Here is a 22,832-nt window from a genome sequence, read left to right on the forward strand (position 1 = left end):
AAATCAATGTATGTCACAACAAGAAGACGATTTGAGGGCATTAGCGAAAATCATGGATTTTCTGCGTGCCGTGAGTATTATTTTAGTGGTCATGAACGTGTACTGGTTCTGCTATGAAGCCATCCGGCTTTGGGGAGTGGACATCGGCGTGGTGGACAGAATCCTGATGAACTTCAACCGCACGGCGGGACTGTTCCGTTCCATCCTGTACACGAAACTGTTTGCTGCCCTACTGCTTGCCCTGTCCTGTCTGGGGACAAAGGGCGTGAAAGGTGAGAAAATCACTTGGGGACGAATCTGGACAGCCCTTGGCGTTGGCTTTGTGCTGTTCTTCCTCAACTGGTGGATACTGGCTTTGCCGCTGCCGATAGAGGCGGTGACGGGACTGTATATCATGACCGTCAGCGCGGGTTATGTCTGTCTGCTGATGGGCGGTCTGTGGATGAGCCGCCTGTTGAAACACAACCTCATGGATGACGTGTTCAATAACGAGAACGAGAGCTTCATGCAGGAAACACGGCTCATAGAAAGTGAGTATTCGGTCAATCTGCCGACACGGTTCTACTACAAGAAGCGTTGGAACAACGGCTGGATCAATGTCGTGAATCCCTTTAGGGCTTCCATTGTATTGGGTACGCCGGGCAGCGGCAAATCCTACGCAGTGGTAAATAATTTCATCAAGCAGCAGATTGAAAAGGGCTTCTCGATGTATGTGTACGACTTCAAATTCAGTGACTTGTCCACGATAGCCTACAACCATCTGCTGAACCACCCGGAGGGCTACAAGGTGAAGCCGAAGTTCTATGTGATAAACTTCGACGACCCGCGACGCTCACACCGTTGTAATCCCATTCACCCGGACTTCATGGAGGATATTACGGACGCTTACGAGAGTGCGTATACCATTATGCTCAACCTCAATAAAACATGGGTGCAGAAGCAGGGCGACTTCTTCGTGGAATCACCTATTATACTGCTTGCCAGCATTATCTGGTATCTCAAAATCTATAAGGGTGGTAAGTATTGCACGTTCCCCCATGCCATTGAGTTTCTGAACCGCCGTTACGAGGATATTTTTCCGATTCTGACCTCTTACCCGGAACTGGAAAACTACCTTTCTCCGTTCATGGACGCATGGCTCGGAGGTGCTGCGGAGCAGTTGATGGGACAGATTGCGTCAGTTAAGATTCCGCTCTCGCGCATGATTTCCCCGCAACTCTATTGGGTAATGTCGGACAGCGAGTTTACGCTGGACATCAACAATCCCGAAGAGCCGAAAATCCTGTGCGTTGGCAACAATCCCGATCGTCAGAACATCTATGGGGCGGCACTCGGTCTGTATAATTCCCGTATCGTGAAGCTCATCAACAAGAAGGGGATGCTGAAGTCGTCGGTCATTATAGATGAACTACCGACGATATATTTCAAGGGGTTGGACAACCTTATCGCCACCGCACGAAGCAATAAGGTTGCCGTGTGTCTGGGCTTTCAGGATTTCAGCCAGTTGGTGCGCGACTATGGCGATAAGGAAGCCAAAGTCGTGATGAACACCGTCGGCAATATCTTCTCCGGGCAGGTGGTGGGTGAAACCGCCAAGACGCTATCCGAACGGTTTGGAAAGGTGTTACAGAAACGGCAGTCCATATCCATCAATAGGCAGGACGTTTCCACCTCTATCAATACGCAGATGGACGCGCTTATCCCGCCGAGCAAGATTTCCGGATTGACGCAGGGAATGTTTGTCGGTTCGGTGTCCGACAACTTCAACGAGCGCATCGAACAGAAGATTTTTCACTGCGAGATTGTCGTGGATGCCGAGAAGGTGAAGCGCGAGGAAAAAGCCTACAAGAAGATACCCGTCATTACCGACTTCACTGACGAGGACGGCAACGACCGCATGAAGGAAACGGTGCAGGCGAATTACAGGCGCATCAAGGAGGAAGTCAAGCAGATTGTTCAGGAGGAACTGGAGCGGATTGCCAACGATGAAAACCTGAAACACCTGTTGCAGCAGAAATAGCCGGATGAAAAATCCGTAACTCAACAGCAATGTGGGTTACGGATTTTTCTTTATCAGTTTCCAGTTTTCAATTCATATATAAGGTGTGGCATTTCTTTTTCGTTGTATATGACGGTATGACTGCCGCACAGGGTCATTCCCAGCCGTTCCGCCACCCGGATGGATGCCCCGTTTTCCGGTCGGATGCTGCAACAAACGGTTTTCTGTGCCAGCTCCCCAAAGGCGTATTCCAGACAAGCACGGGCGGCTTCTGTACCGTAACCGTTATGCCAATATGCGTTATCAAGTATATATCCAAGCTCGACAGCCTCATTTCCGTTTATGGTACTTTTCATCAGGCCGGCTTGCCCTATCAACGTACCGTTTTCTTTCAGTATGACGGCAAAATATCCAAATCCGTCCTTGCGGTATCGGGTGAGTTGCCTGTTTATCCACTTGCGCACATCCTTTTTGGTAAAGCCGTGTTCCCAAGCGTACATGACTTCCGGCTTTCCCATTATGGCAAGGAGCGCATCTATATCTTTCCGGGTTATCTTGCGGATAAGCAGTCGTTCCGTTTCCATGACGACCAGCGATGCGGAATAGGTCTTTATCTCGAAACCCTCCTCTTCCCATTCCTTCACAAGGCTGTTTATTGTTTCTTCCACCAGACTGTCATAAGCGACATCGGGAATGACCTTTATGAAAAAGGTGTCACGAGTTTCTTTAAGGACCCATTCGTTGATGTTTTTCAGTTCCTTACCTTCGGGAATGTAATCCTTGTGTATCATGAACTCATTGATGTTGTCCGCCAGCAGTTCCTCCAGTTGATAGCGGATGTCATCCTCCAATTCGGCGAAAGGAACGGTTGCCTCTTCGCAAGTTCCAGCAAATGGAGCGTTCTCTTCAAAATCTTCATCCGGTGCGTGATTGTCCCGTTTCATGTCCAGCATATCCTGCGCGAACCGCCCGGATTCTTTGTCCTTGTACTTCGAGGCATATTTTTCCAGCAGTTCCCAGTCATGACGGGTCATAGGGTATTTGAAAGCGGCACGTTCCACTTCATTGCAGCGTATCATGTCCGTTTTCACCTCTTCGGGGAGCGACTGGCATTTCTTGCAGATATGCCGTGCGTGTCCCTTGCCGCTGAACTTCTCGTTGGCTTTGTACTCGCCGCAAATCCGGCAGTAATGCCCCTGCTGTTTCTTCTTTTTTGCCATGCCTATTGCTGTTTCAACAATTCCAAGCCTTTTTCCGTAAGGCGGTATTTCTGTTTCGGATGGCTCGGTTGTTCCGGATACAATGGAATAATATACCCTTCATTCAATGCCGGATGCAGGTAGTTTGTTCTGAATGTCGGACGATGGTTCAACTCCAATGCCTCCATTATTTCTTTTACGGACAACTCACGTTCATTCAATACTTTCACCAATGCAAATACTTGGTCGGTGCTTGGTCGGTGCTTGGTCGGTGCTTGGTCGGTACTTGGTCGGTTCGACACCTCACATCTGAATATCAGCGTTACACTGTCTGCCCATATCTTGTATTCCGGTTCAGGTAATCCGGCTTTGCGGCATTCGGACATCATCAGTCCGATGCCGCGTCCCCAGCTTTCCAAAACCTTTCGTTTGTACAGGACATTTGCCAATAATGGATTTTGTGGTTTCGATTCATGCTCTGACTTCATTTTCTCTGCATCCCAGTTGGGTGGAAATGTTCCGGAGTTTTCAATTTCTACGCGGTCATCATAAATGGCAATGCCCACTGAACCACCGGCTTCTTTGTACGACCTGTGTGTAAGACTGTTCACGACCCCTTCTCTTATTGCCTTATACGGAATGGTCAAATGTTCCTCCCGTTCCAAAGTGTCTGTTGTACCGGATAAGGAAAGGTGCTTGAATATAAATGCCATCGTTACGTTGAGCAATTGGAAAAAATTGCCATGAATGCGCTGGCTGTCCATGAAAACAGTCTTGTCCGTGCCTTTGAAGCGCGCTAACCGAAGCAGGCATTGGGGATATTCCATACGCTCGTGTTTTCCAAACAGCACGGCTGCCGCATTGTTCAACACCCCGTTTTTCTGTAATCCGAACTTTTCCAATATGACAGGGACATCAGTACCTGTATCCTCCGGCAGACGACCGCATTCTATACCTAACCTTACGGTCTTCAACACCTCATTGACATCCAAGTCCTGCAAAGTCAGGTCTCTGTTTTCTAAAAGTTCCCAGCGGTATTGGTTGCCGTCACGTTGCAACAGCAAGTCATTATATGTAGCCTGCGGCATCGTCGTGGTTGCACTTTCCACCCGCATATATGGTCTTCCTTTATAAGAGAACGGACGGTTGTTCTTTGAATTTTCAACGCGAAAAGCAATTACCTTCTTCTCACTGTTTGGTATCGGAGCATAGGATATTTGTACCGCAGCCACCGGTTCCAGACGATTGATGGCATCGGCTATGTCCCGCTTTGTTTTGTCGCTCACTTCCTGACCGATGATTTTTCCCTTGTCATTCACGCCGAACAATACCGTTCCGCCTTCTCCGTTCAGAAAGGCGCAAAGCGTTTCCATGCCACGCTCCAACTGACCGGTGGTTTCCTTGAACTCCACCCGTCCGCTTTCCTTCTCGGCTATAAGTACCTCTACTATATTTAGATTGTCAATGCCCATATTCATATCAATAACAATATGCAAAGGTAACGTTTTTGCCTGACATTCGGGGCTATAACTCCGATAAAGTGTTGGTATTATACAAATCAAAGGATAGCATATCACCATCCCTTGATTCATATATGACACGGTTTATCTTCTCATACGCTCCATCTCTTCATCACGGAGCATCTTCTCGTTCAGTTTTTCCTGCATTTTGTCAAGGAAGTAGGTGCGGCTCTCGTTCTTCCGGCGTTTGATGTCGATGTAGAAACGGTAACAGTCTTTTGATTCCACACCGAATATCTTGTACAGGAGTGGGGCGAGCTGTTTGAGCGGCATATTGCCGTTGTTGATACAGCCCATCTCGTTGATGCCGTAGATCAGTTCTACGAGATCGATGGCGTTGCCCGTCCATTGCAAGGGTGAGGCGGTATTTTCGTTTGTGTTGTCGGTGGATGTTTGGATGGGGATTAGTGGCGGCACTTGGGGAGCGGCAAGAAACTTCTGCATCTTCCTTACGAAAGAGAGAGCCTTGCTGACATAGTTGGCTATTTCCTTCTTTTCTTCGGGAAGGTTACGCACGGGATGATGCTGTAATTCGATTTCGATGTAAGCCAACGCGATGATGGTCCGGTTCGTGTCCGGGCTGCCGATACACAGTTCGATCACTTGGGTGGCGAAAGCCGTGTATGCTTTTTCCATATTGCAGTCCCCGGCTTCGTTTATCTGGCGGAAGAAATCGGTTTCCGCCAATAAAAAATAATTCATGTCCTGTCAATTTTGAAATTTTACACTCTGTTTTCGGTATGCGCACATGAATAATATTGGCAAAAATCGCGACCCAAAAGCAAAAAATCCGGCACGGTCTTTACAACGTACTGGATTTCAACGCAATAAAAATTGATATTTTTTGTCCTGTATGAATTATGGTCATCTTAAAATGTTCTATTTCAGAACATTGCTTTATTAAACGGATTATAAAAGTGTTCTTCTATGAAACATCCCGGCTATTTCATGGTTTCCTTACGTGTGTAGATGCTCCGGTACACTCCGTTGGAATAACTCTTTTGTGAGGAGAGTGTCCAGCGTGCTTCGGGCAGTGCCGATTTGAAGAAATGCCGTCCCGTTCCCGATATGAAAGGCACGGTATATAGGATAATCTCATCCACCACCCGCATACGCAGTAGCCCGTTAATATAGTCTGAATTGTCGGGAGTGGCTTCTGCGAGATAGCAGATGTTTGTATTGTCTTTCCGCCATTCGTCCAACATGGAGATGGAGTAGTCCGGTGTGACATGGTAAAGCGCGTTTTCCCCTATTTTGTCAATATCGCAGCGGTCAAGGCGTAAATCCTCATACGCTTTGCCATATAATTCTGAAGAATGACATCCGTCCATCGTGAGGACGGCAAGAATCTGAACTTTACCCATAGTCTTTTCCTTTCGTTGGGCAAGGTGCAAAAAAGTAGCGTGCAATCCACACTACTTCTAATGGAGGCTCTGGAATGCCCTAACAGGAATAGGTGAATGCACGCTATGCGTAGGCATAGCATAAGCAATCACGCAATAGTTCCTGTTAATGTCAATTTTCCAGATTTCCATTAGAAACACCTTGCGGTCTTATGTTATATATCGGCGGCGAAAGGCTCCCCAATCGCCGTTTACCTTCAAATGTTCATGCAAAGATAGCTAAATTCAGTGAATTACCGGCTATGATTGCCTGAATTTGTATTTCAACCCATACTCTTCCAGCTTGCTGTACAGCGTAGTACGTCCTATTCCGAGCAGTTCGGCGGCAACCTTTCGGTTTCCGTTCGCCTGTTTCAACGCACGCAAAATCCGCTCCTTGTCTTCCGCGTCGTTTCGCAGGGCGAAACTGACAGGTGAGGTTGGTTTCGTCACGGCAAGTTCCAGATGCTCTTTCGTGACAAATCCGGTCTGCGCCTGCAACACCGCACCCATGATTTTCTGCCGAAGTTCACGGACATTGCCCGGCCAAACATGGGTCAGCAATGTCTTACGGGCTTCCCCGTCAAATCCGATAACATCGCATTCCAGTTCTTTGTTTGCTGCCTCACGGAAGAACTCAGCCAACGGCATGATGTCCTCCTGACAGTCACGCAATGGAGGGACGGTTATCTCGAAGTCATGCAGACGATATAACAGGTCTTGCCGGAATCGCTTTTCATTCACAGCTGTCTCCAGATCTTCGTTGGTGGCGGCGATGATACGGACATTGAAACTTTTATCCGTCTTATCACCTATCGGGCGGTATCTCCGCTCCTGTATGGCTCGGAGTAACATCTGCTGGGTTTCCATTGCGAGATTGCCAACCTCATCCAAGAACAGCGTACCGCCTTCCACCTCGTGAAAATAACCTTTCTTGCTATTGTCCGCACCCGTAAACGCTCCTTTGACGTGTCCGAAGAATGCCGACGGCGCAAGCTCTTTGGAGAGAGAACCACAGTCCACCGCAACGAACGGTTTTCCTGCCCGTTTGCTTTTGTCGTGCAGCAGGTGGGCGATATGCTCCTTGCCCGTGCCGTTCTCCCCGAATATCAGCACGCTCATGTCGGTGGGGGCTACCAGCCTTATCCGCTTCATGATGGCTTGGAACGCCGAGCCGTCACGCGAGAACAGGGGCATACGGCTCCGTCCGGTGTGCCGTTCTTTTAACATGGTACGGAGCAGAGGAACGAGTTTGTCCTCCACAAGCTGCTTGGGTATGTAGTCCAGTGAGCCGAGTTTCATGCTTTCAACCGCCGTATGCACTTCGGCATAGTCGGTCATGATGACAAAGGGATGCATCCTGCCCTCCTTGCGCATCCAGCGCAAAAGGTCGATACCGTTGCCGTCGGGCAGGCGCAGGTCGGAAACCACAATATCCCCGTCTGCGGCCTGTTGCAGATATTTCTTCGCGGTCGAGAGGTGGAAAGCCTGCACGGTGTGGAATCCCTCGCGTGCCAGCAGGTTGCAGACAAACTCGCAATACACGATGTTGTCCTCCACCACGATGATTTTTGTCTTATCCATTTTCGTATTTTCTCCTTTCTTCTTTTGCCAGCCGGATGATTTCCGAACCCTTATCCAGCACAGCTTTTACAGCATTATGGATAGCCTCGTTATTTGATGTACCTTCGCAATGAAGCAGTTTATGAAGCTCCTTTAATGGCTGGTCGGCACGGAGTATCTCCCACGAACTTCTCAGGTGGTGTGTCAGGGTGTCCAGTTCCTGAAGGTCTTTCCGTTGCTCCGCATCCATGACCGATAGCATTTCCTTTTCAGTTTCCGTTATCAGTTTCTCCAGCATGACGGCTTCATTCCCGTATGACAGCAGGGAGGTGAAATCCGGCTTTTCATTCCGGTTGCCTTGCATGGCGCATTTGTCTGAAACCTCCATCAGTTCCGATATGGAGAACGGTTTGAGCAGGCAACCGGAGAAACCACGTTCCATAAGTTCCTCCTTGCTGCAACTGCCCGAAGCGGTTGTCACCACTACCGGGATAGTCTTTGAATTGCCCACATTGGAGGTGCGTAGCAGTTCCAACAGCTCGAAGCCGTTGATATCCGGCATATTTAGATCCGTCAGAAGTAAACTGTATTCCTTTTTTCGTATCAGTTCTATCAGCTCCGCAGCATCAGTGCAGGTGTCGCAGTGTACTCCTTCCTGTGCATACATTTCTTTCAGCATCAGGAGCAGCACTTCATCATTGTCGATGGCAATGACCTCATGGTATGCCTCATTGCGGCGAGCATAGCCTTGATAGGATTGTTTTGGCTGTTCTCCGGCTGTCAGCATGGGGATTTCCACCGTGAAGCGGCTTCCCTTGCCTCTTTCGCTCTCCAACAGCACCGTGCCGCCGAGCATCGCCACAATACGCTGTACTATTGACAATCCTAATCCGAAGCCGTCTTTGGCTGCGGCGTTAGACAGCCGTTCAAACGCACCAAACACACATTCTTGTTCATCTTTGGTCATACCTGTACCCGTGTCCTCGACAATCAGTGTCAGCACTCCGTCAGTATAATCGGTAGTAAGCGACACACCACCTACCTCTGTGAACTTGATGGCGTTTGACAGCAGATTGTTCCCGATTTGAATTATTCGTTCTTTGTCGGTCAGTATAATGGCATCACTTTCATTCTTCACAATCAAGGATAGTCCCTTATTCATAGCAACGGGCATAAACTCTGTTTCAAGCGTTTGTGTGATTGCTGAAATTCGGCAAGGTTGCATTTTGGGCTGTTCCTTACCGTTGTCCAATCGGAAGAAGTCAAGCAGAGTGTTGAGCATATCTCGCATACGGCCGGAAGATTGTTGTATGTTTTGAAGAAAATGCACACTGTTCTCCTTGTTGCACTCTTTCTGTAACAGCTCGGCATAACCTGTTATTGCCGTCAGCGGTGTGCGCAGTTCATGGGTGATGGTATGCACCGCTTTCTTCCGGGAGGCTATCAAAACATTATTTTGTTCAACGCTCAGATTCAGTTCGTTTATCAACCGTTCTCTTTCTTTCCTTGCATGTACCTTCTTCTTTATATCCCGTTGTATGATAAGATAAAAGACAACAAGCAGAGCGACGGAGAATGTAATCAAGCCGGTAATGATAACGGTTGACCGCTCATAGGATGCTTTCAGACGCACCTCCTTGTTTCGGAAGGCAGTCCATGTCTGCTCATCCAGATTTGTAATCAGCATTCGCAGTTTACGGTTGAGTTCCTTGTTGCATAACCGTAGGCTATCCGTGTAGTTTTCTATAACACGTTGTTGCCTGTTTATCTGTAAAATCAGATTTTTGTCCAAAGAAGTCTGTCGGGTCGTGATTGGTAGTTGCACGGTTTCCTTACCTCCAAAAAGTCCGGCGATACCTTTCTTTTTGCGGATAACGGTCTTTGTAGCCGTATGTGTGATTACGATAAGTTTCTGATTGAATAGAAGGCTGTCGGTCTGCCTTTGTTTTCGTGAGGCTTCCATGATTTGAAACAGATGCGCTTCTTTGGCGGCTAACAATGTACGGAGCGAATCTATCTGAATGGGTAGTATGAATTCCTCGCATTGTACGCGTAAGGCTTGCAGCATGGAATCGGTCTGCACACGGCGTTTCCGGTAAGCCAAAGTATCCTCATTATCCCATACCAAGACGGATTCGCCGTATGTTACCAGTGCGGTCACATAACGATGGGCGGTGTTGATGTTATGCTGGGTCTGGAATATAGAGATTGATTCAACTTCTATCTTCTGTACCCGGTTACGCTCATGGAGAATAATGGCGACCATGCTGCCAATAATCACCATCAAAAGGAAATATCCTATGAATATTTTATGTTGTAAAAGTATCTTCATAGATTTTGCCTTTTTATAAATACAAAAATCCGTTATTTATCAGACTCCAGTTATGTTTGTTTCCGATGCTGTTCCGTCATTTCCGGCTCATGTTTTTTGAGGTAGTTACGGAAGGTATCGGGATGCTGACCGGTTTCAAGTAGACGACTCTCATCATATTCATTTATAAATGGCATACGCCCGCATATAACAGCAGGCGTATGTTTCATTTTAATTTATGTTTGATAATATTCATTGCGTAACTGACGGTGCTATCGTACCATCTGAAACATAGGTCGCATCCCAAGAACCTTCCAATTGAATATTATTGAGATTTAATCCCGGTAAACGAATGTTCAGCGGTTTTATCACGACATTGTTCAGAGCCTCAAGCAGTGGTTGCAACAGTTGGTTGGTCAAGCCACCCACAATGCCGGAAAGAATATTATCGCCCAATAATTGCTTGACTACTTCTTCCAGATTAACTATATCATTTAGTTTGATATTCAGCTCCAGCGGTTCGCCGGTTGATTCTTCGCTGAAGTCACTCAACGTCAGATTCAGAAGTTCAAATGTAGTGCTATACTGCAAATTGGATTGCATCTGATAACTCAAAGGTTTGTGAATATCCACAAGCAAACCATTAAGAGCCTGCTCATCCAGTTTCTCCAACAGCGAGGCAAGTAATAATTTATACTCTTCGCTATCACGATTTACGTCTATTCTCGTAAGTTTCCCTTCTCCGCAAAGGCTAAGCACATTCAATTTACCAAGATTATTAATTTTGGTTACAGGAATGTTTTTCCATGTTATTTCAGGATAATAAGAACGGCATGTGCGGTTAAAGTCTATGCTTTTAGGTAAGGACGAATAAGTCACGTCAACAGCATTTACAGTAGTCCACGGGTTGAGAATATAGTTCAAGCCAAGCAAATTGTTACCTGCACCTCCTTCACCCTTCAACGCGGCTTCAAGACGTTTGGTAACCTCTTTAAGCAACTGCTCATTTAATGCTTCTACCACATCTCCCAATATCATATTTACCAAACGGTCAACGATTGTTGTGAGGCTTCCAGCAATCACATCAAGCCCGGTTGCCTTGCTCAAGGCATCCAGTATAGAAGATCTTAGCAAACCTTTTACAATATCAGTCGTGAGATTATTTTCGCGGATTTGCTTGACAAGATTGTCTACCAACATGGATACAGCCTTGTTGTCATCAATCATGTCACGACCGTAAACATTTCCGGCAACCACACGTTGCATCAATACGTTGGGGGATGGATTAGCCGGGCTGAAATCAACGGTACATAGATAGAACATATTGTATTGGTTGAAACCTTTTGGTCCCATTTCAGGCATATTGATACGTGCAGACGCGAAGTCCCCATTGTATCCGGTCAGAATTTCATTGTCCCTTTGATCTATGAAAAGATTTTTGTCGGCATTACCAACAAATACAGCCTTGTAATCCCCATTAGGAAGTTCAAAATTTATTTCCTGCGTTAGAGGCCACTCGTATGTCTGGGGTGTGATATTTCCTACAGTTCCTTCATACTTCAATACAGTTTTTTCTGTATGATATTTGTACATTCCGTCTGCCTGTTTTTGGTAGATCAGGCACACTAAAGATTGTATCTGCTCGGAATTTCCGTTAACCGCAGCACGGGTGTTTGCGACTAAACCTGCCGGTTGAGGAAAGAATGTCGCATGGAAATACCCCTCCGGGACGTTTCCTTCCACATTACCGCTTGTAGGTTTATCCAACAATGAATCCGTATCATTGTCGCATGATGTAAACGCAATGGCTGCGCACAATAATAATCCTATATATGATGTTTTCATAAACTGTCCTCCTGTTGCTTAAAAATTATCAATCCATCCGTCCCATTCTTCATCTTCAATATTGATGTTACCGCTGAAGCTGACATCAAAGTTTCCGCTTCCGTTTCCGAGTGTCAGCCAAGTTATCTGGTTAGGATATATTGGTATCGTGGGGTGGTCGGACTTTATCGGATATTTTGTTGTCCCGGTTGAGGTAGTAATCTCAAGATAATTGTTTGTCCCGGCGGCATCGGCGATATTCTCTTGTGGTAGAAGATTTATCTTAACTCTAACCTCTGAAGCTCCAAGTCCATCGGTTATCGTCTTTGACAATGCTATGGGTTCACCGTCTGTAATCACTTGTCCACCTGTGCCATCGTGAATATACATGGTCGTATGCCCTTTCACTTGGAGCTTTACCGACTGCATATCAGGTATGTTCTTTATCCTAACTTCCAAAGCTCCGTTCTGCCTTGTAAGTACGGTGGATTGCGTTCCGGTATTTGCAGATGCGACAAAACTTAGAATGCTTCTAAAAATATGTTTGTCTGTTTCATCATCATTGCCATTTATATATCCAGCAGTAGCTTCTTTGTATGATGGAACTATATCCGCACTATATAAGTCCGGAAGCTTCGGGGTTTGACCTTTTGGAACTGCGAGAAAAACAGCTTTGTAGCTTGTTTTCGTATTGAGATCTTCAACCGTAAGGTGATTATCTGTCAATTCCAATTCGCGCACCTGCGAATAGCCGACTGTGCCGTCGCCATTGTCATGACCTTCATATAGATACATTTTTGCGTCATAATTGGCAAGATTGAGACTTTGGGCGGCACGAGACAGGGTGTTGAGTCCGATGTGAAAAGTGGTTGATGTTTTCTCGGATTCCGGTAACAGATCGGACTCCGAAGAACATGACGACAAAGCTCCTGCCAATGCTATCGCCATGCTTGATAATAAAGAGAATCTGCTCATATAATCTTGTTTTTATTTTCTGGTTGTAATTGGTTATTTTTTATCTCCGCCAAGTGTTCCTCCGTCATGTTCACCCCATTCCTTGTCAATGCCCAAACCGGGAGGTACATTACCATTATCCATTGCGCCTCCATAATATTCATCCCACACGGTATCTATTTCGATGTATATATCGCTTGTCTGTCCGCTCAGGTCTATCGGTTTATTATGTTTTCCCATTCGGTAAAAATGGTTGGCACGTATGGGATAGTGCATCGCTTGGCTATCATCTTCGTTTTCCGGAGTGTCAATAATGCCTGTACCACTGCGTGATGATATTTTATTATCAGGCTGATAAAATATCCTGCGCCGCGCAATCTCATTTCCATTAGAATCGGTCATTACCAGTTCCAGTGTGCTTTGTCCTATTTCCATGCCCGCAGCAATAGGTAGCAAATAGGCCGAAAGAGAGAAAACTCCGTTATCCTCCGGTTTGACTTCATAACTTGCGATGACACGTTCCGCATCATTATTGCTGCCGGATGTGATGAAGTCCGTATATTCATTGTCCGGAACTATATCCGGAGAATCATATCCAATCGGCATTTGTGGTAAAAACCATATTTCCTTGTTTTGGGGTGTGTAAAGTCTGAGTTTTACATAAGCGACTTTAGTCCCTTCTATTTCAGCAGGCAGTTTCTTGAAGTAGCCCATTACTCCCGCCACACGGCGGTATAGGATTATCGGGCGGGACAATGCTGTTCCGTCTTTTAGCTGTTGCTTGGTGAATGTTTCGCTTCCGGCAAACAATTCCGATTGGGCAATCAGGTTTATGTTTGCACCATTTTGTAACTTGAAATGCTCTTCTGACAATTTCTTACCTATGGTTGCAACGCTTCCGGGATTCCCATAGGCTGCCACCGAATTTGCATTCTGGAACGTAGGGCTGTCTGATGTTCCTGTAAACGTGTCGTCAAAACCCACTGCAAGAAACATATATTGTGTACCATCCTCGTAATCCTGATACTTAGTCCGATATCCCTGTTGGCGAGTATCCAATCCAGTCATTGCCCCGTCAAGGTGTTTCCAACTTATATCTTCACTTGCCACACAGGTATAGTCCTCGTTTTCCTGCTTATAGATATACAATTGGACACGTGTTGCGTGTTGTTTGCCATATATATCTTCTCCGGGATCGACAACAGCGGTGCGCGTTGACGCAAGCGAATTGTTTTTTACAGTAATGGCAATGGAATATCTACTGTCAGAGGGTTCTTCCAAAGGAGGTGTGTCATTCTCCGAACATCCATATACCAGCATTGCCGCCAAACCGTAAATCAGATGTCTTATTTTTATAATATTTTTCATATTTATCTCCTTGATTTTCTCGTTATCTTATGTTTCTGCATAAGCATACTTTCGTTCAATATAACTTCAAACGATGTAGTGCCGTTCTTGACTACCACAAAGAACGCTTCCATCGGAGCGACCAGCAAATTAGGATTGTCTTTGCTTGAAACAGTCTGACTTTCGATAGTCGCATCTTTATTGTATGAACTGCCGCTGCACACTCGTATTTCTTCAATTTCAGAGTTTGCCTCCATCAGTTTTGCCACATTGATATGTGTCATAAACGGATTGCCCATAAGGAATGTCTTGCCGCTTTCTCGGTTATTGAGTGTAATTTTCCGAGGGATACTCATAGCAAAATGCCCAATATTCGCAACCGTTCTATCTATTGACTCTGATTTTCCAGTGGAAGTACCATTGGAACGGAAATAGAAATACCGGGGATGTTCCTTAGGGAAACGGAATGTATAATTATTCCTATCATTGGACGAACCCGCTTTGAACAAGAAACCTTGTCCTACAGCATACTTCGTATTTACAGCGTTGAAATCTGTAGACCAGCGTGCTGTTCCGACATCGGTTCCGTTTAACTCTTCATCTTTTTCTATTGCCGCGCCATTCCAGAAATGTTGATATACGATTGGTTGGTTACGGATCTCTTTATAGTTGTCAGCAGACAAAACGGTAAAATACTTGTCTTTTCCCCAATTTGCATTTGGAGATATGAACATATCACCGGTGTACATTTCCAGCAACGGGGCGGAAAGCAGATAATAGTGTCCGCCTTGCAGTGTTTTATCCACAAACACTTTGCCTCCCATTGTAAGGTAATGTGTGCCGACTACTTCTGCACCACTTTCAAAATGGATGTTCCTGCAATAGTTCTTTTCATTGCTTGCAAGTTCCGGATATTGTTTGGCATTTGCCGGAATAATGACATTGGTACACGACCACGGACTGCCGTCTGTCCAATTCTCCCATTCGTTCCAACCTGTTGATGCTGCATTGGTTTTCCAAGTCGTCACCTGTGGGTGAATGATAGCGTTGACATCATAAGCCAATAGTTGACTGCTGTCTGCCGAATAAATATAAAGCGTATAACGACCGACCGGTAACGCTTGTGCAGGAATAACAATCTGTCCACCGGAAATGGTGGCATTGATGGTTATATCTTTTTTATTTTCACTATTATAACACCAAATACTTAATTCGGAATATTCTGGCGTTCCATTGACCGGAATATTCAAAACATTGCCGTAGCATGTATGAAATGTTGCGTCCTCTATTTCCAGTTTGTCGCCATCATCATCGGTATCAGCGCAGTCGGGTATGCCGTCGCCATCGGAATCAGGGCGGATAAATACACCACATATTTTTGAAGTATTCAACAGTTGTAATCCACCGACAGTGAACTCAATGCGGTCAAACTCTTGTTCGGGAGTAACTTCAATGTATGTATATCCGCCATGTGAAATTAGGCTGGCTCCCAAAATGTCAAAATCAGCAGTGCTTGCAACTTTGGTATCTCCATTATAAACTTTCAATTCTCCAACTTTGGACAAGTTTACTGAAAGCAAATCTCCCATATTGCCAAACACCAGCCCGATAGACTGGTTGGCTTTTTGCTTCCGGAATTTTAACGCTATTGTGGATCCGCCTAAAGAAACTCCGTCGTTGAGCAAAGCTCCCGTTTCCATACTGCCATCAAGTAGATAATCCAAGTTTTTGAATGTATTTCCGACAGACAGGAGTCCTGCGCCAATCAGTGTCTTGTTATAATCTATTTGCAAGTCATCTTTCAAATTTGTCATTAGCTCCATGCAACCACCCATGCCGGAGGATTCATCACATGACGGATCTTCATAGAAAATGCTGTAAATCCTCATGGATGTGAGAACATCAGCTACACCTTTGCGCCATAGTTCAATCCGGTCAAACGATTGGTCTGTTTCAACGCTAAGACGCACTTTGTCATTGGCAGAGCCTATCAAGCTCAGATGTACGCTTGAATTTCCTGTTGTCACATCATTGTTGATAAGGTTATCGCCGTCATAAAGTTTTATTTTGAAGAAACTCAGCGCACTCAAATCGAGCAGCATTGTATTTGCCTGTACCACAAACCCGGTACGAATTTTTCCTGCCGCAGATACCGGTGTGTTCATTTTGAATGCAGCCACAGGACTCCATTCCAGAACCGATGCCAGTTGATTGGATGTCGCATAATTGTCCGGGTTCTGATCTACAACATTGTTCATGTTGTTGCTGCCATTAAACAGACAAAGCAGACAGCCCTTCCATCCGAGTGCTTCCACTGCGTATGCGCCATGTGAAGCGGCAGTAATAGCTTTGTTGCATCCGGCATTTTCACCAACAGATTTGTGCATGATTGTAGCCGTATGGCTAAGTTGCCGACCATCAGGAGCGGTATAAAATGCTTGTACTCGGTAAGCACCATCATGGCTCATGCCAGTGAGAATGTTCCCATTCTGCACGGAAGGATTTGAACCGTATGGTTCCGACAATATAGTATAGGTCACATTTCCTTCTGTTGTTTCCGGCAACCGATATGAATAGTTGTATGTAACATCATCGCCAAATGTGAAATAATTGGAGGGATCAAGTCTAACACCTTCCCGAACATAGGCATAATAAACATTCATACCACCTAAATTCAGCAAACCGGCAGGATGTGTGAACTCTATTTGCGAACACTCCTGCGTTGTAACCATGTTTGTGAGTGTTTGTCCGGAAAAACCTATCAAGCTCAAGCTTAATAAAGATGTTGCAGGTGTAGATTCTTCAACCTCTTTATTGTTGGCATCATAAGAGGTCAATGTGGGGGAGGCTTGGCCGAATAAGTCAAGACCGAGAATTTTGTTAGTACTATAATAAAATCCCACTTCTGTTCCGGCTGAAATCGAACGCTTCAAATTTATTCTGGCATAGGAGCGAATACCAACCAGTGAGGTGAACGGTGCGGAATTGTCTAGATCGTTGTCTATAAGATTGTCAGCAGATGCGACATTGTTTTTGCTGATAGCCGGTGTTCCCCCTGTCCAATAACTGCTGAACTGCGCCTCGGATGTAGCTCGGATTTCAGGATTCTCGCCCACAAAGGCATATTTCACAGCCAAAGCTATATTGGATGCAACCGTGGCATCGACACCGGTGAAACTCATGCGTACCTCGTTGAATGGTTTGCTTGCATTGAAGGAAAGCACACGGTCAGCTACGGAATTGCCTACATTGAACGACAGCAGATCAAGTTTGAGTGTCGTTGTTTCATCGGCGGTATATACGGATTCTTGCTTTTGCCCGTTAAGATAGGTTTCCAATGTCAACCCTTTAAGAAGGCTGAGGTCAAGCAATTTAGCACCGCCTGCCTCAGTATCCTTATACACGAATCCAACCTTTTGTCCGGCGGCATATACATGATAAAGGTCCTTGACCGACACAATGGGCGTGTATGCAACGCCCGCGCTGATAGCCGCAGGAATATTGCAAGCATTGGTTATATCGGTATCCACAATGTTATCCAACGCCCCGTTGCTAACGCCGATTACATTGACGGTAGAGGAATTGATTTCGTTGATTACACGTCCCGGTCCGACAATAGGCACGCGGCAGTTATCACTCTTCCATGTCCCATCAGCTTGCTGTATTAGACCACCGGGAACAGTCACCTCAATTGCAGCGCGGCTATTCAGTCGTTCTGGTTGTGGTCCGTAGTCAAGTTCGTTATCAGTACACGAACTGAGAATGACGGCAGCAAGCATCACCGTTGTTAATACTCTGTTCATATAGCTATATATTGTTTTCAAATTATAATCATCTTAGGTGGAGTCTATTGCTATGGCATTTGGTAATGGTTGTACCCGTCACCGCGAGAACCAGAGCCGGACTCAGTAACGACCATCAATTGCGGTCTATGTTAGCCGCACTATGGCGGCTTCAAGTTGGGTTGTCAAATGATTTATGCCCAATCTTGGTTAATTATGTTATTTTTACCTATGTATAATTCTCTCTGTTTTCTACTCACAACTTTTCTGCGTGAGCTTTGCAGACCTTTCGGACTACTTCTTGCAACGATGATACAATAATCATCGGTCATATTGGTTATAGACAGCACCCCGAAGCAGTGTTTGCCGCCTCCGGGTGCTGTGTTAGGATTTAATCGGGTGAATATACCTGATTCATTGATTAGTTTTCTTCAATACCCATGTTGTGGATAACACCCCAAGCGTTGTTCAGGATAATTGTGATTTCATTGTTAACGCTCAAGTCAATGGGTTCGTCCGGATCGGGATTTTCGGGGTCAGGTCCATCGGTTGTATCTGCCTTAAGTTTCTTACCAAACGAATAGAAATAGTTGCGGTTCACGTTGAAGATTTTAGTATCATCTTCACCTGTCTGAGTCTGATCAAGAACACCGGTCCAAGTTTTCAGGTCTTTGCCGTTTTCATCACACAGGGCGATAGTAAATGTAGCCTTGCCTTCCACCTTTGCAAATGGAACGAGGAAGCAACCACCAAGGAGTGAATTAGCCTCAGTTTTAAGGTTAGTTTCATCCTTGCCTGCCCAGTTGTAGATACCTTCAACAACTGTTACACCTTCAGTAGGAATTGCAAGATTCAGAACTGTAACTCTTTCAGTACCGGCAGTACCACACTGGTTCTGCAACGAAAGTGAGGGAATGTTGTAGGCAGTATTGCTTGAAGAAGCATATACACGAACAGATTTAACCGTTGTTTCACCTACTTTTTCCGGGATATTCTTGAAATAACCAAGAACACCAGCAACTTCACGGCGCATTTCTACCTGAACAGGAGTTGTGCTGATTTTGCCTTTGTCATTAGTGGAGAATACTTTTTCTCCGGCAAAGATTTCCTCAACATCTTCTCCAGCGTTAGGAGTTGCAACAGCAAGTGCGGCAGTCCAATCAAGAGTTGTTTTCAACTCTTTTTTGTAACCATAGGCAACCAGTTTGTACTCTGCTGACTTGTCAAGGTTCTTCAACTTGACAGTCTTGGTTGTCTTGTTGTCGGTTGTACCGGGAGAAACGGCACTTTGGGTTTCCCAATTGCTGATTGCCCAACCCTCGGCAAGGTCTGTGGTGACACCGTTTGCAGCCTCCCAGTTCTCACCGTTTCTCTTGAAGAGCTTGAGCTCAACATCCGTTACTTCACTGTACGCCTCAGAACTGTATACCGGACGTGCGGCACGGGTTTCGGCGCCGCTACCACCGGCATTGAGAGCCAATGTGATTTCACCTGAGACGTTTACGTCGTTTGCACCACCTCCATTGATGATATCTTCATCATTGGAACATGCGGAGAACAGCATTATGCCTGCTGCTGCCGCGAACAGAAGATTTTTCTTCATGTGATAAATGATTTTGTTAAAAAATTGGGTTAATTATAAAGTTCTCTTTTATTCTTCTTCAATATCCATCTGACTGATAATCGTCCATGAATTGTTTAGCAAAGCATAGATGACAAAATCTTGCTTTTCGCAATCCCACACATAACGCAGGACAGTCAATTCGTTCCTTTTCATGGTTATTTTCACATCTTTGGGAGTAAGCAACGGACTCGAAGGGTCTGACGCATTGATAAAATCAAGATGCAACTTCGTTCCATTTTCTTTCAAAGAGGGTGAAAGCACCGTTTTAGTTATTATGTTCTGCTCCGGTTCCCATAGGTGAGTTGCCAAGACATCGGTAATACCTGTATATTTGAAGGCGTTATTCACATTGTCATAAACACCATTTATTTCTTTCCGTGAACCGTTGATTCCTTCGGGCAAACATTCCCATTTTTTTTCAATAATGAGTTTGCCCTTTGTCCGCTCCATTTCCACTGTATGATTGTTATGCCATGCGTCATAGAGTATGGTGTCGTTGGTCATATAGATGTCTTCTCCCTCCGTACTATTGGGATTGAGGTCAAGCGAGAGACCGTCTTCACTTATCGCATCAAGGTTGCTCATGCCACCCCATACTGTCAGGACATACCTGCCATGAGGAATGCAGGGACAAAGATCTACCGGAAGAATTTGCTTGTCGCCCTTGACCTCAAACACACCCGACTCTTCAACAACGTCGCCCGTATTCAAATCACGCAACACATAGTAGAGTGTTGGCACATATTCACGGAAGGCAAGATTATCGCCTTTACGCTGCTCTGCTTCGACATTATCGACATTGAAATAGTTTTTGTCTTTTACTGCAATGTTGATTTGAAGCGGTGGGCAATCTTCAATCTCGTCACGGATGCAAGACGTGAATGTCATGGCAGGTAGCAATAGAATGTACGCTATATTTCTGATTGTTCCTTTCATGCTCAATCCTCCTTACCATTAGTTATGATGTTGATAAACCGTTGCTCGTTGTGGTAAGGCAGGAAATCCACCTCTGTTTTGGCTCGGTTGTGTAATTTGCTATCTATAACAGCATCTACGATATGTTTGTAGAATTTTGCCGTGTCGCCAAATCTTGCGGAAATCATTGAACGGACATATTCCGCAACAGGAGATGTAGCTTGTACGCCTTCCATAATTTGTTTCGCCTCTTCATTCTTGTTAACACTCAACGCTGCAATCGCACTGTTTACGTCAGCATACGGTCGCAGAAGTGTGTAGGCTTCTGAGAGTTTGCGTTGTTTCGCGTTCAGTAGTCCGAGGTTATATCTGGCTTCCGGTAATTCAACATTCTGTAATAGTTCGATGGCACGTTCATAGTTTTCAGCAAACACATAACTTGCAGCAAGTGTGTTCAGCATTTCCGGTGTATATTCTTTCCGGGCTTCAAGGACTTGACGCGCATCATCTGTACGATTCTCATTGAGATATAATATGGCAAGATTGTTGGCAGCCACATCGGATTCAGGGAAGTATTTGAGAATTGTCTCATAGACCTGAATGCGAGACCTGTCATCAGCAGCAAGCGTTGATACACGTAGCATCTCTTCTTCGTTGAACGCATCGGGACGCTTCTTGTACATTTCAAGCAATTCCGCATCGTCAGTGAAACTCTTGATTGTCCAAGAGTAATCATAGAGAACTTTGCGGTCTTTTGCCAGATAATTGTTTTTAATGCGCGTCCAGCAAGCAAGGCGACGTATATATTTCTCTGCCGCATCATCAGTGGGACCGGGATATTTGAGCATCAACTCACGCACCTTGACACTGTCTGGATCGTTTGCCGCAATCATCGCTTGCACCACAGGCTCCCAGCCTTCGGGTGCTGCACCTGTCTTGATAATACGCTGGATTTCCTTTGACAGCCCCAACTGCGATATAAGCCAGTTTTTTGCTGAAGTTGCACGATTGTTGGCAAGCATTATATTATGCTGATAGCTTGCCTCAGCAGATGCCGATCCAAAAATATTAAGACTTGTAAGGGTAGCAAGCGAATCCTGCAATATCGGGCGGAGGGTTTCCAGCATACCGGTCAATTCGCTGCGATTATTGGCCAAGTCCATGACAATACTCCACTTGTCAACTATAAACTGCAAACGTGCTTCACCTTTGCCCTGATGTACTTTCGGACGTATCTTGAACTCCGGCTCAATCCATGACAGGTTATATTCCTTACGGACGTCTATCAATGAAACAGGGACACTGACGTTTGCAATGTCAATTGTATCAATGCCAGTGCATTGACCGCAACCGTCATTGGATACCACACCGACAATCCGGGCATTATCCACTCCATCGGGAATCTCTATGCTCTCATTGAACGGTATGGCTATCGTTTCTGAAAGTTTTTCTATTTTAACCGCTTGTCGGGCATACGGATCTTCGTATCCGTGAAGTACCTCTTTACGATGCTTTTTCTTACTATAGATGGGAGCGTCAAGCACAAGCGGTTCATATTCGTCAAGCACACTGTCCTCCACAATCAATTGAGGAGAAATGACCAAACGACTTCTTTTTGAAAAATATTTGCCGGGGACATTGAATGTAACCTGCATTTGAGCCATATTTGCGCTATCCGGCGTGAGTGTGCTTAATGCAGGCTCCACAGTAACCGATTTTACATTCTTTTGTGTGGCACATCCTGCAAATATACCGACCGAAGTAGCCAATAATACCGGATAAATGATATTTCTTTTCATACGAATCTGCATTTAGAATATATAGACTAATGAAATGGCGGCTTTGGTCGGTCCGACATAATTCTTATGTTTCCTTTCGTAGCATTTGATACATGGTATGCGGTCGCTTTCTTTGTACCAAAGCCTCTCATAGCCTAATCCGATTTCAGCTTCAAGATTCCAGTGCGGTGAGAGAATCCAGTTATATCCATAGGTGATGCCGCCTCCTGCCATGTAACCGTCGTAGCGTTTGTCGCGGAATCCACCGAAGAACTGCGCTCCGTGTCCATGCAGACCGAAGAAATGGCCTTCAAATTTTTCGCACAACCAATACTTCACTTCCGGCTCGACAAGCCAAAAGCGCATTTTTTTATCATTTCTATATGTCCACGGGTTGTACGAACCGCTAAGTTGAAGCGTCACACGGTTACTTGTCGCAACTTCAACTCCTCCGTTTATAGTTCCACCGGCAAGCCAGTAAAGCCCATTGGTTTTTATGGCGACATCCTGCGCAGCTATCTTAGTTATTCCTGACAGGAATATTATCAATACAATCGCAATTCGACTTAATCTCATACGCCTTATATTTCTGTTACCTTTTTATATTCTAATTCGTCCTCAATCTTTTGATTTT

16 protein-coding genes are annotated in these 22,832 nt (G+C 45.4%); 1 reads left to right on the plus strand and 15 read right to left on the minus strand.

Annotation, left to right across the window (positions count from 1 at the left end):
* Positions 1–10 precede the first annotated feature (10 nt).
* Positions 11–2,020: a conjugal transfer protein MobC gene (gene mobC, locus DXB58_RS03950; RefSeq protein WP_122135958.1), complete on the plus strand. Its 2,010-nt coding sequence runs from the start codon at positions 11–13 to the stop codon at positions 2,018–2,020.
* Between the two features lie 53 nt (positions 2,021–2,073).
* On the opposite strand, the gene DXB58_RS03955 is transcribed toward mobC, so the two are convergent.
* From DXB58_RS03955 to DXB58_RS04020, 15 genes are all read right to left on the minus strand, one after another.
* On the minus strand, positions 2,074–3,219 hold the full coding sequence (locus DXB58_RS03955) for a GNAT family N-acetyltransferase (RefSeq protein WP_008141521.1): 1,146 nt from the start codon (positions 3,217–3,219) through the stop codon (positions 2,074–2,076).
* Between the two features lie 2 nt (positions 3,220–3,221).
* Complete coding sequence (locus DXB58_RS03960; RefSeq protein ID WP_122135990.1) at positions 3,222–4,670, minus strand: Fic family protein; 1,449 nt, start codon at positions 4,668–4,670, stop codon at positions 3,222–3,224.
* A 132-nt stretch (positions 4,671–4,802) separates the two neighbouring features.
* Complete coding sequence (locus DXB58_RS03965) at positions 4,803–5,420, minus strand: RteC domain-containing protein (protein ID WP_008141524.1); 618 nt, start codon at positions 5,418–5,420, stop codon at positions 4,803–4,805.
* Positions 5,421–5,659: 239 nt separating this feature from the next.
* Positions 5,660–6,082, minus strand: coding sequence for a dihydrofolate reductase family protein (locus DXB58_RS03970; RefSeq protein WP_008141526.1), 423 nt, complete (start codon positions 6,080–6,082; stop codon positions 5,660–5,662).
* A 279-nt stretch (positions 6,083–6,361) separates the two neighbouring features.
* Complete coding sequence (locus tag DXB58_RS03975; RefSeq protein WP_008141527.1) at positions 6,362–7,684, minus strand: sigma-54 dependent transcriptional regulator; 1,323 nt, start codon at positions 7,682–7,684, stop codon at positions 6,362–6,364.
* A complete protein-coding gene (locus tag DXB58_RS03980; RefSeq protein ID WP_122135959.1) occupies positions 7,677–9,995 on the minus strand; it encodes an ATP-binding protein in 2,319 nt (772 codons plus the stop codon). The genes DXB58_RS03975 and DXB58_RS03980 overlap by 8 nt, the downstream gene beginning before the upstream one ends.
* A 50-nt stretch (positions 9,996–10,045) precedes the next feature.
* Positions 10,046–10,204 (minus strand): hypothetical protein, encoded by a 159-nt coding sequence (locus tag DXB58_RS27655; protein WP_008141530.1) that lies wholly within the window; start codon positions 10,202–10,204, stop codon positions 10,046–10,048.
* A 22-nt stretch (positions 10,205–10,226) separates the two neighbouring features.
* Positions 10,227–11,819 (minus strand): hypothetical protein, encoded by a 1,593-nt coding sequence (locus DXB58_RS03985; protein WP_008141532.1) that lies wholly within the window; start codon positions 11,817–11,819, stop codon positions 10,227–10,229.
* 18 nt (positions 11,820–11,837) lie between these two features.
* Positions 11,838–12,773, minus strand: coding sequence for a hypothetical protein (locus tag DXB58_RS03990; protein WP_122135960.1), 936 nt, complete (start codon positions 12,771–12,773; stop codon positions 11,838–11,840).
* A gap of 33 nt (positions 12,774–12,806) precedes the next feature.
* The gene (locus tag DXB58_RS03995) at positions 12,807–14,120 is read right to left on the minus strand and encodes a FimB/Mfa2 family fimbrial subunit (RefSeq protein WP_122135961.1); all 1,314 of its coding nucleotides are present in this window, start codon (positions 14,118–14,120) and stop codon (positions 12,807–12,809) included.
* Between the two features lie 2 nt (positions 14,121–14,122).
* Positions 14,123–17,902: a hypothetical protein gene (locus tag DXB58_RS04000; RefSeq protein ID WP_122135962.1), complete on the minus strand. Its 3,780-nt coding sequence runs from the start codon at positions 17,900–17,902 to the stop codon at positions 14,123–14,125.
* 400 nt (positions 17,903–18,302) lie between these two features.
* Positions 18,303–19,484: a hypothetical protein gene (locus DXB58_RS04005; protein ID WP_122135963.1), complete on the minus strand. Its 1,182-nt coding sequence runs from the start codon at positions 19,482–19,484 to the stop codon at positions 18,303–18,305.
* 48 nt (positions 19,485–19,532) lie between these two features.
* Entirely contained in the window at positions 19,533–20,441 is a 909-nt protein-coding gene (locus DXB58_RS04010; RefSeq protein WP_122135964.1) for a hypothetical protein, read from the minus strand.
* 2 nt (positions 20,442–20,443) lie between these two features.
* On the minus strand, positions 20,444–22,219 hold the full coding sequence (locus tag DXB58_RS04015; protein WP_178495191.1) for a tetratricopeptide repeat protein: 1,776 nt from the start codon (positions 22,217–22,219) through the stop codon (positions 20,444–20,446).
* 12 nt (positions 22,220–22,231) lie between these two features.
* A complete protein-coding gene (locus tag DXB58_RS04020) occupies positions 22,232–22,774 on the minus strand; it encodes a DUF3575 domain-containing protein (protein WP_122135966.1) in 543 nt (180 codons plus the stop codon).
* Positions 22,775–22,832: the final 58 nt, after the last annotated feature.

The organism is Bacteroides sp. OM05-10AA (genome assembly GCF_003439055.1).
GTDB lineage: Bacteria > Bacteroidota > Bacteroidia > Bacteroidales > Bacteroidaceae > Bacteroides > Bacteroides intestinigallinarum.

Bases quoted from the DNA above. Each gene is read 5' to 3' on its own strand.
- DXB58_RS27655 (WP_008141530.1), bottom strand. From the start codon at position 10,204: ATGAAACATACGCCTGCTGTTATATGCGGGCGTATGCCATTTATAAAT.
- DXB58_RS04015 (WP_178495191.1), bottom strand. From the start codon at position 22,219: ATGAAAAGAAATATCATTTATCCGGTATTATTGGCTACTTCGGTCGGT.
- DXB58_RS04010 (WP_122135964.1), bottom strand. From the start codon at position 20,441: ATGAAAGGAACAATCAGAAATATAGCGTACATTCTATTGCTACCTGCC.
- DXB58_RS03995 (WP_122135961.1), bottom strand. From the start codon at position 14,120: ATGAAAAATATTATAAAAATAAGACATCTGATTTACGGTTTGGCGGCA.
- DXB58_RS03960 (WP_122135990.1), bottom strand. From the start codon at position 4,670: ATGGGCATTGACAATCTAAATATAGTAGAGGTACTTATAGCCGAGAAG.
- DXB58_RS03980 (WP_122135959.1), bottom strand. From the start codon at position 9,995: ATGAAGATACTTTTACAACATAAAATATTCATAGGATATTTCCTTTTG.
- DXB58_RS04020 (WP_122135966.1), bottom strand. From the start codon at position 22,774: ATGAGATTAAGTCGAATTGCGATTGTATTGATAATATTCCTGTCAGGA.
- mobC (WP_122135958.1), top strand. From the start codon at position 11: ATGTCACAACAAGAAGACGATTTGAGGGCATTAGCGAAAATCATGGAT.
- DXB58_RS04005 (WP_122135963.1), bottom strand. From the start codon at position 19,484: ATGAAGAAAAATCTTCTGTTCGCGGCAGCAGCAGGCATAATGCTGTTC.
- DXB58_RS03970 (WP_008141526.1), bottom strand. From the start codon at position 6,082: ATGGGTAAAGTTCAGATTCTTGCCGTCCTCACGATGGACGGATGTCAT.
- DXB58_RS03990 (WP_122135960.1), bottom strand. From the start codon at position 12,773: ATGAGCAGATTCTCTTTATTATCAAGCATGGCGATAGCATTGGCAGGA.
- DXB58_RS03985 (WP_008141532.1), bottom strand. From the start codon at position 11,819: ATGAAAACATCATATATAGGATTATTATTGTGCGCAGCCATTGCGTTT.
- DXB58_RS03975 (WP_008141527.1), bottom strand. From the start codon at position 7,684: ATGGATAAGACAAAAATCATCGTGGTGGAGGACAACATCGTGTATTGC.
- DXB58_RS03955 (WP_008141521.1), bottom strand. From the start codon at position 3,219: ATGGCAAAAAAGAAGAAACAGCAGGGGCATTACTGCCGGATTTGCGGC.
- DXB58_RS03965 (WP_008141524.1), bottom strand. From the start codon at position 5,420: ATGAATTATTTTTTATTGGCGGAAACCGATTTCTTCCGCCAGATAAAC.
- DXB58_RS04000 (WP_122135962.1), bottom strand. From the start codon at position 17,902: ATGAACAGAGTATTAACAACGGTGATGCTTGCTGCCGTCATTCTCAGT.